Origin of the sequence: Herminiimonas sp. (assembly GCF_030645555.1) — a bacterium.
GTDB lineage: Bacteria > Pseudomonadota > Gammaproteobacteria > Burkholderiales > Burkholderiaceae_D > Oxalicibacterium.
Window position 1 is genome coordinate 1 of sequence record NZ_JAUSME010000134.1, and the last position, 8,549, is coordinate 8,549.

An 8,549-nucleotide genomic window follows, 5' to 3' on the forward strand; every position below is an offset into this window, starting at 1 on the left:
ACGGGCCCGACGCCGATAGAACAGCCGGACGGCACCACGCTGACGCTGGAGCCGCTGGAGCGTTCGCATAATGGCCGCCGCGTCGTCTTGAAGAAATTCGATCCTTGCACGATCCTGCTGAATAACGATTTGTCGGCCGGCTTGCCTTCGATACTGGAAAACCTGAACGAACAGAATCTGTTACCACCTCTCCATGCAGGCTGGGCAGTGCGGCGCAAGACCAATCATTTTGCCGCTTATGATGAAGTCGTCAAGAAATTCGCCAAGCTGATTGATGTCGATCCGTGGATGCTGAATCCGTATTTCATGAAGTGCGATGACGTCAACTTCAATGAGCAGACCGGTGAAGATTGCCTCGCCTCGAATGTGGATACCCTGCTGGCAAAGATACGCAAGAAATACAAGGAATACGGCATCAAGGAAAAGCCGTTCGTGATCATCAAGGCCGATGCCGGCACCTATGGCATGGGCATCATGACCGTGCACGATGCGAGCGAAGTCAAGAACCTGAACCGCAAGCAGCGCAACAAGATGTCGGTCGTCAAGGATGGGCTGGAAGTCAATGAAGTGATCATCCAGGAAGGCGTGCCGACCTTCGAGCATATCAATGAATCGGTGGCCGAACCGGTCGTCTACATGATAGACCGCTACGTCGTTGGCGGATTTTATCGCGTGCACGCAGAGCGCGGCACCGATGAAAACCTGAATGCGCCGGGCGCGCATTTCGTGCCGCTGGCGTTTGCGCATCAGCACGCGCTGCCCGATTACCAGGCCAAGCCGGGTACCGCCGCGCCGAATCGCTTTTATATCTATGGCGTCGTGGCGCGCCTGGCATTGCTGGCGGCGTCGCTGGAAATGGAAAGAACCGATCCGAATCCGGAAGTCTACTGACGCACTATCGCATCTTGCAAACGCGGTTGCATTAACCAAACCTTGCTGCGCAATTTTGCGCGGGCCAGGTGATTTTTCAGGATGTACTGGATGAAAATAGCTTTTGTATGCGATCCGCTGGATGGCTTCAAGATATACAAGGATACGACCTATGCGATGATGGTCGAGGCGGCACGGCGCGGCCACACCATCCATGTATTCCAGCACAAGGATATGGCCTTCGAGGGCGGTCGCGTGGTGGCGAATGTGACGCGCATCACGATGACGGGCGACGATGACGATGATGGTTGGTATCGTGCCGACGCGCCGGCCGAGCAAGAGCTGACTGCCTTCGATGCGGTGCTCGAGCGCACCGATCCGCCTTTCAACATGGAATACATTTACGCGACCTATCTGCTGGAGCTGGCAGAAAAACAGGGCGCGCGCATCTTCAACAAGCCGGAAGCGGTACGCAGCCACAATGAAAAGCTCGCGATCGCACAATTTCCACAATACATCGCACCTACGCTGGTCACCAGCGATGCGCTGCGGGCGCGGGCTTTCCATCACGAGCATCGCGATATCATCCTCAAGCCGCTCGACGGCATGGGCGGTGCCGGCATCTTCCGCGTCAAAGATGATGGGCTGAACCTGGGCTCCATCATAGAAATGCTGACCGATAATGGTCACCGTAGCATCATGGTGCAGCGTTATATCCCCGAAATCGTCGATGGCGACAAACGCATCCTGCTGATAGGCGGCCAGGTCGTGCCATAGTGCCTGGCGCGTATTCCGCAGGGTAGCGAGATACGCGGCAACCTTGCCGTCGGTGGCCTCGGCGTGGCGCGCCCAATCTCGGAACGTGATCGTGAAATCGGCGAGGCGCTGGCACCAATTCTTTTAAAAAGAGGCTTGTTGCTGGTAGGATTGGATGCGATAGGCGATTACATGACGGAATTGAATGTAACCAGCCCCACCTGCTTCCAGGAAATCAGGCACCAAACCGGTTTCGATGTCGCTGCAATGTTCATCGATGCGCTGGAGAAGCAGGCTGAAACATGGAATGTATGATGCGTAGGCAGATATTGCCGGCAGATATGAACAAAGCAGTTGTTTTTAAAAAAGCGGATTAAACAAAGCTGATGGTCGGTATCCTATTGATGACACACGCACCCTTGGGGCAAGCCTTTATTTCGGCGGCGACCCATGTGTTTCGTGCGCGCCCGGAAAGACTGGAAGCGGTCGATGTCAATGCGGATCAGGATACGCATGAAGTCGAACAACTGGCCAAGAATGCGATAGCAGGATTGGACGACGGCTCCGGCGTGCTGGTGATCACCGATGTGATGGGCGGCACGCCATCGAATTGCACGCTGGGTTTGTGCAATGTCGAGAATGTGGCGGTGATAGCCGGCATCAGCTTGCCCATGTTGTTGCGCGCGATTACCTATCGGCACGATACGCTGGATGTCGTGGTGGAAATGGCGCTCGCCGGCGGTCAGGGTGGTGCAGTCAGGGTAGACAATCGCGTGCGGCTTGCGCCAAATTAATTTGAACCATAGCCATAAGAAAAATGATCGAACAAGAAATTGAAATTATCAACAAGCTCGGCCTGCATGCACGTGCCTCCGCCAAGCTCACGCAATTGGCCGCCAAGTACAAAAGCGAAGTCTGGATGACGCGTAACAAGCGTCGTGTCAATGCCAAGTCCATCATGGGAGTGATGATGCTGGCGGCCGGCAAGGGCGCCAAGGTCACGCTGGAAACCAATGGCCCGGATGAGCAGGAGTGCTTCGATGCGCTCGCATTGCTGATCCAGGATAAATTCGGCGAAGGCGAATAAGCCGGCGTGCATGGCGGGCGTTTTGCCCTCACACACAGGCTGGCTATTGCCTGCAGTTTTTCCTGATACGGACACACGGATGACTCCTTTCACGCTACACGGCATACCTGTATCGCGCGGCATCGCAATCGGGCGCGCGCACATACTCGCGCCCGCCGCCCTCGATGTGCAGCATTACCTGATCGCCGACGATCAAGTCGAGGCGGAAGTGTCGCGCCTGCAATGCGCGATTGCTGCCGTGCATGCCGAATTGCAGAACATCTGGAACGAGCTGCCGCCGGATGCACCGGCAGAACTGGGCGCCTTCATCGACGTGCATGCGCTGATCCTGTCGGACCCGATGATTTCGGAAATGCCGCTCGATATCATCCGCTCGCGTTATTACAACGCCGAGTGGGCGCTGGTCACGCAGATTGAAGAATTGTCAGCGCAGTTTGAAGAGATAGAAGACACGTATTTACGCGAACGCAAGGCGGATATCCAGCAGGTCGGCGAGCGCGTGCTGAAAGCCCTGACCGGCAGCGCCAACTTCCTGCCCAAGGTCGATGGCGCGGAAGGCGGCGCCAGCATGATAGTCGTCGCACACGATATATCGCCAGCCGACATGCTACAGTTCCGTGATCGCGCATTCAGCGGTTTCATCACCGATGTGGGCGGGCAGAATTCGCATACCGCCATTGTTGCGCGCAGCCTGGACATCCCGGCCACGGTCGGTGTCTCCAACGCATCGACACTGATCCTGCAGGGCGACTGGTTGATCATAGACGGCGATGCCGGCGTGGTGGTGGTGGCGCCGACCTCGGTCGTACTCGATCAATACCGCGAGAAGCAGGCCAGACAGTTGCGCGAGCGCAAGAAGCTCGGCAAGCTGAAGAAGACGCCGGCCATCACGCTCGATGGCACGGCGATCACTTTGCTGGCGAACATAGAATTCCCTGACGATTGCGGTCATGCGCTGGACGCCGGCGCACATGGCATTGGCCTGTTCCGTTCCGAATTCCTGTTCATGGGACGCACCGGCCATCCCCACAAATTGCCGACTGAAGACGAGCAGTTCGCATCTTACAAGCAAGCCGTGGTCGCGATGAAGGGGCGTCCGGTCACGATACGTACGCTGGATATAGGCGCCGACAAGCCGATGGATTTTGCCGAGCAAACGGCGCTCAATCCTGCGCTGGGTTTGCGCGCAATCCGTTTCTGTCTGGCCGAGCCGCAAATGTTCATGACGCAATTGCGCGCGATCTTGCGCGCCTCTGCGTTTGGCCCGGTCAAGATGCTGATTCCGATGCTCGCGCATGCATTCGAGATCGATCAGACACTGGCCATGGTGGAGCGGGCCAAGGCACAGCTGCGCGAAGAAAAGATCAAGTTCGATTCAGTGATGCCGGTGGGAGCGATGATAGAAATCCCTGCCGCAGCACTGACCTTGCCGCTGTTCATCAAGCGGCTGGACTTCCTGTCGATAGGCACCAACGATTTGATCCAGTACACGCTGGCGATCGACCGCGTTGATCATGAAGTTGCGCATTTATACAATCCGCTGCATCCGGCCGTCCTGTATTTGTTGTCGACCACGATCGCGATTGCAGCCAAGGCCGGCGTGCCATTGTCGGTGTGCGGTGAAATGGCAGGCGACATACAGATGACGCGGCTGTTGCTGGGGATGGGCTTGCGTGAATTCTCCATGCATCCGTCGCAACTGCTGGCCGTGAAAAATGAAATCCTCAACAGCGATCTGCAGGTCCTGGTGCCGGCCACGCGCAAGATTGCGCGCCTGTTCGAGCCGAAAGCGATCGCCGAGGCAGTCGAGCAATTAAGACTGCAAGGCGCGCCGCAATGACGCAGTGTCGCTAGATCAGCCCAAGCCAGCCCAGCAGCGCACCGGCGGCAAGCAGCCACAGGATGTGGATGCGGGTTTTCACCACCAGCACCATGGTGGCGAAGCTGAGCAGCCAGAGCGGCCAGTCCTGTGAGGGCATGCTGTGCGCGCTGGCCAGTATCCATCCGGTTGCCAGCACCAGTCCCACCACGATAGGCCCCATCCCCTGCTTGAAGGCGCGCACGGCCCGCAGTTCGCGATTGCGATGTACCCAGCGCGTAGCCGTGTAGGTGAATACCGAGCTCGGTATCAGTATGCCGGCCATCGTGATGGCCATGCCGAACAGGCCGGTTGTCATCGTGCCGGCATTCAAGCCGATATTCCATCCCATCAGCGCGACAAACAGGATGTTCGGGCCGGGTGCGGCCTGCGCAATCGAAATCGAGGCGCTGAACTGCGGATCGCTCAGCCAGTGCTGTTCGACCACCAGATAGCGATGCATTTCCGGCGCGGTGACCAGGGCGCCGCCGAGCGACAACAGCGACAGCGACAGATAGTGCAGAAACAGCTGCAGCCAGTCGGAGGATTGCAGTGCCAGCTGCAGCGGTTCACTCATCGCGCCAGCTTTCGATACGCCAGTATGCAGGCGATACCGCCCAGGCCGAACAGCGGATAGATCAGCGGCACGCGCAGCAGGGCCACGGCGCTGAAGCACAGGGCGCTCAGCGCCAGGCATGTGCGCGGCCCGAGTGGATTGCGTTTCAGGGCGCCGATCAGGCGCACGCCGGTTGCCAGTATCAGCCCGGCAGCAACCGCGCCCATCGCGCGCAAGGCGTTGATGACTTGCGGCTGAGCGGCGTAGGGCGCGTACAGTATCGCCAGCAGCAGTACCAGCAGCAAAGGCAGGGTCAGCATGCCGGCCAGTGCGGCCAGTGCGCCGGGCAGGCCGAAATAACGTCCGCCTATGATGATGGACATGTTGACGACATTCGGGCCCGGCATGATTTGCGCGACAGCCCAGTCTTCGACAAACTCTTCTGGCGTCAGCCATTGTTTTTTCTCGACCAGTTCGCGTTGCACGATGGGCAGTACGCCGCCGAATCCCTGCAACGCCAGCAGCGTGAAGGAAATAAACAGGTCGGTCAGCGATTGCGGGCGCGGGCGCTCGCGGGTCGGGCTGTCATTTGTGGGCTGGTCAGGCATCGGATGGAGAAGATGATTGCTTGAGCAATGCAGTCACGGTGACGATCGTTCTCAAGTCGGTCAGCAGCAAGTTTAGCATCTGCAAGCCGGTGGCAGGCGACGGAAATGGCCAGCCGGCAGCGGCTTTTTCGGTGCAGCGCGTGGCGTTTGCGGCGCATTGCCATTTTTATATGCGTGCGCCGGATCGTCTGCAGTTTGACTGCGGCGGGCGACTTGTTTATTCTTACGGTATGGCGCCGATTTGACATCAGCTTGCGGGCGCATAATAAATACGGCTAAAGCGTGCTCAGCATTGAGTCCCGATTTAGCCCGACAAGCGTAGCGCTTTCGGGCTTTTGTTTTTTGGCCTTTGCTTTTGGGCCTTGTTTTTTGGCTTTTTTAAGTTGCAGAGAAAACCAGTGCCGCATGCGCGCGCTGTTCTCCTGAATAGATAACATGACCTCTCTCGGAATCGTTGCGCCGCAATCCATGTTTTTTTCGACGCCCTTGCCTTTGCAAAGCGGCGCGGAATTGACCGACTACACGCTAGTGTATGAAACCTACGGCACCCTGAATGCCGACCATTCGAATGCGGTGCTGGTGTGCCACGCACTCAATGCTTCGCATCACGTGGCTGGCAGCTATGAAAGCGGCGTCAAGGGCTGGTGGGACAACATGATAGGTCCCGGCAAGCCGCTCGATACCGACAAGTTCTTTGTCATCGGCGTCAACAATCTCGGCTCCTGCTTCGGCTCGACCGGCCCGATGCATGCGAATCCGGCGACCGGCAAGCCGTATGGCGCCAATTTCCCTGTGGTCACAGTGGAAGACTGGGTACAGTCGCAGGCGCGGCTGGCCGATGCGCTGGGCATACAGCAATTCGCGGCGGTGATGGGCGGCTCGCTCGGCGGCATGCAGGCGCTGGCGTGGAGCATCCTGTATCCGCAGCGCCTGCGTCACTGCGTGGTGATTGCATCGACTTCCAAATTAACGGCACAAAATATTGCATTCGACGACGTGGCGCGGCAGGCGATCCTGACCGATCCCGATTTCCACGGCGGCGACTATTATGCGCATGGCGTGGTGCCGAAGAATGGCTTGCGCGTGGCGCGCATGCTCGGCCACATCACGTATCTGTCGGACGATGACATGGCGGTGAAATTCGGCCGCGACCTGCGTTCCGGTTCGTATCAGTTCGGCTTCGGCATAGACTTTGAAATCGAATCGTATCTGCGCTATCAGGGTGACAAGTTCTCTGAATACTTTGACGCCAATACCTACCTGCTGATCACGAAGGCGCTCGACTACTTCGACCCGGCGAAAGAGTTCGGCGGCGACTTGACCAAGACCTTGTCGAACACGCGCGCGCAATTCCTGCTGGTGTCATTCACGACCGACTGGCGTTTTGCGCCGGAACGCAGCCATGAAATGGTGCAGGCGCTGGTCAACAACAAGCGCACCGTGACCTATGCAGAAATCGATGCGCCGCATGGACATGATGCCTTCCTGCTCGACGATCAGCGCTACATGAATGTAGTGCGCTCGTATTTTGCACGGGTGCATGAAGAAATTGATGGCGGCAGCCTGAAAGCGGGAGCACGCGCATGAACTTTGAACAATTGAGCGCCTTGCGCCCGGATCTGGCATTCATCGCGCACTGGGTGCGCAAGGATACGCAGGTACTGGACCTCGGTTGCGGCGACGGCGTGTTGCTGGATTACCTGCAGTCGGACAAGCAATGCAGCGGTTACGGCATAGAGATAGACGACGACAAGATTCCGCTGTGTATCGAGCGCGGCGTGTCGGTGATCCAGCGCGATCTGGAAGCGGGGCTGGCGATCTTTGCCGATAATGCATTCGATACCGTGCTGTGTCTGTCGGCATTGCAGATGATGAAAAATGTCGAAGGCGTGTTGCGCGATATCGCACGCGTGGGACGCGATGCGATAGTGTCCTTCCCGAACTTCGCTTACTGGCCGCACAGGCTGGCATTGTTGCGCGGCCGCATGCCGGTGTCGAAAAGCCTGCCTTATGACTGGTACGATACGCCCAATCTGCGTTGCGCGACGATCAAGGATTTTGAAGAATTCGCCAATGAAGTCGGGCTCGAAGTTGTCGAATGCGTGGCCTTGCATGACGGCCATCCAGTGTCTTTCCTGCCCAACTGGCGCGGCAGTCTGGCCGTGTTCCGCCTGCGCAAAAAACAGCTGCCGGCAGTTTAATCGGCAGGGTTTTCTATCGGCGCCGGCGCGCCCTGGGTTCTGGCCGCCAGCCACAGCAATACGATCACCGGTACACCGAGCAGGGCCGTGGCGGTGAAGAAACTGGCGTAGCCATAAGCATCGACATAGGTGCCGGAATATCCCGCCAAAAATTTCGGCAGCAGCAACATCATCGAACTCAACAGCGCATATTGCGTGGCCGAATAAGTAATATTGGTCAGGCTGGACAGGTAGGCGATGAAGGCGGCACTGGCAATGCCGCTGGCCAGGTTGTCGGCAGAAATCACCAGTACCAGCATCGTCACATCGTGGCCGTGGCTCGCCAGCCAGGCAAACAGCAGGTTGCTGGCGGAACTCAGTATCGCGCCCAGCGCGAGGATGCGCATCATGCCGAAGCGCATCGATAACGCCCCTCCTATGAATGCACCCAGCAAAGTCATCACGACGCCGAATACCTTGGTCACCGCCGACACTTCATCCTTGCTGTAACACATGTCGACGTAATACGGATTGGCCTTGATGCCCATTACCACATCACTGATCCGATAGATCGGGATCAGCGCCAGTATCAGCACGGCTTGCCAGCGATAACGTGTGATGAAATCACGGAAGG

9 protein-coding genes and 1 pseudogene are annotated in these 8,549 nt (G+C 57.7%); 7 read left to right on the forward strand and 3 right to left on the reverse strand.

The window, feature by feature from the left end; translation table 11 throughout:
- The 5 genes and pseudogenes from gshA to ptsP all read left to right on the forward strand — a co-directional run.
- The coding region (gshA, locus tag Q7T06_RS05260) for a glutamate--cysteine ligase (RefSeq protein WP_304781382.1) at positions 1-891 on the forward strand (891 nt) is incomplete at its 5' end.
- 90 nt (positions 892-981) lie between these two features.
- A pseudogene (gshB, locus tag Q7T06_RS05265) lies at positions 982-1,941 on the forward strand (glutathione synthase).
- A 71-nt stretch (positions 1,942-2,012) separates the two neighbouring features.
- Positions 2,013-2,420 carry a PTS sugar transporter subunit IIA gene (locus Q7T06_RS05270; RefSeq protein WP_304781385.1) on the forward strand — a complete coding sequence of 136 codons (408 nt, stop codon included), beginning with the start codon at positions 2,013-2,015 and terminating at the stop codon, positions 2,418-2,420.
- A 23-nt stretch (positions 2,421-2,443) separates the two neighbouring features.
- On the forward strand, positions 2,444-2,713 hold the full coding sequence (locus tag Q7T06_RS05275) for an HPr family phosphocarrier protein (protein ID WP_304781389.1): 270 nt from the start codon (positions 2,444-2,446) through the stop codon (positions 2,711-2,713).
- 79 nt (positions 2,714-2,792) lie between these two features.
- Positions 2,793-4,553 (forward strand): phosphoenolpyruvate--protein phosphotransferase, encoded by a 1,761-nt coding sequence (gene ptsP / locus Q7T06_RS05280; RefSeq protein WP_304781392.1) that lies wholly within the window; start codon positions 2,793-2,795, stop codon positions 4,551-4,553.
- Positions 4,554-4,563: 10 nt separating this feature from the next.
- On the opposite strand, the gene Q7T06_RS05285 is transcribed toward ptsP, so the two are convergent.
- Together Q7T06_RS05285 and Q7T06_RS05290 are read right to left on the reverse strand one after the other, a co-directional pair.
- Complete coding sequence (locus Q7T06_RS05285) at positions 4,564-5,148, reverse strand: chromate transporter (protein ID WP_304781394.1); 585 nt, start codon at positions 5,146-5,148, stop codon at positions 4,564-4,566.
- Positions 5,145-5,735: a chromate transporter gene (locus Q7T06_RS05290; RefSeq protein WP_304781397.1), complete on the reverse strand. Its 591-nt coding sequence runs from the start codon at positions 5,733-5,735 to the stop codon at positions 5,145-5,147. Before Q7T06_RS05290 ends, Q7T06_RS05285 begins: the two co-directional genes overlap by 4 nt.
- A gap of 435 nt (positions 5,736-6,170) precedes the next feature.
- On the opposite strand from Q7T06_RS05290, the gene Q7T06_RS05295 reads away from it, so the two are divergent.
- A complete protein-coding gene (locus Q7T06_RS05295) occupies positions 6,171-7,322 on the forward strand; it encodes a homoserine O-acetyltransferase (RefSeq protein WP_304781400.1) in 1,152 nt (383 codons plus the stop codon).
- Complete coding sequence (metW, locus tag Q7T06_RS05300) at positions 7,319-7,936, forward strand: methionine biosynthesis protein MetW (RefSeq protein ID WP_304781403.1); 618 nt, start codon at positions 7,319-7,321, stop codon at positions 7,934-7,936. The genes Q7T06_RS05295 and metW overlap by 4 nt, the downstream gene beginning before the upstream one ends.
- Here the strand turns inward: metW and Q7T06_RS05305 are convergent.
- A partial coding sequence (locus Q7T06_RS05305; protein ID WP_304781406.1) for an MFS transporter occupies positions 7,933-8,549 on the reverse strand: 617 nt, incomplete at its 5' end. The genes metW and Q7T06_RS05305 overlap by 4 nt on opposite strands.

Excerpts from the sequence above, each read along its gene's own strand:
- Q7T06_RS05270 (WP_304781385.1), top strand. The coding sequence starts at position 2,013 with ATGGTCGGTATCCTATTGATGACACACGCACCCTTGGGGCAAGCCTTT.
- Q7T06_RS05295 (WP_304781400.1), top strand. The coding sequence starts at position 6,171 with ATGACCTCTCTCGGAATCGTTGCGCCGCAATCCATGTTTTTTTCGACG.
- Q7T06_RS05290 (WP_304781397.1), bottom strand. The coding sequence starts at position 5,735 with ATGCCTGACCAGCCCACAAATGACAGCCCGACCCGCGAGCGCCCGCGC.
- metW (WP_304781403.1), top strand. The coding sequence starts at position 7,319 with ATGAACTTTGAACAATTGAGCGCCTTGCGCCCGGATCTGGCATTCATC.
- Q7T06_RS05275 (WP_304781389.1), top strand. The coding sequence starts at position 2,444 with ATGATCGAACAAGAAATTGAAATTATCAACAAGCTCGGCCTGCATGCA.
- ptsP (WP_304781392.1), top strand. The coding sequence starts at position 2,793 with ATGACTCCTTTCACGCTACACGGCATACCTGTATCGCGCGGCATCGCA.
- Q7T06_RS05285 (WP_304781394.1), bottom strand. The coding sequence starts at position 5,148 with ATGAGTGAACCGCTGCAGCTGGCACTGCAATCCTCCGACTGGCTGCAG.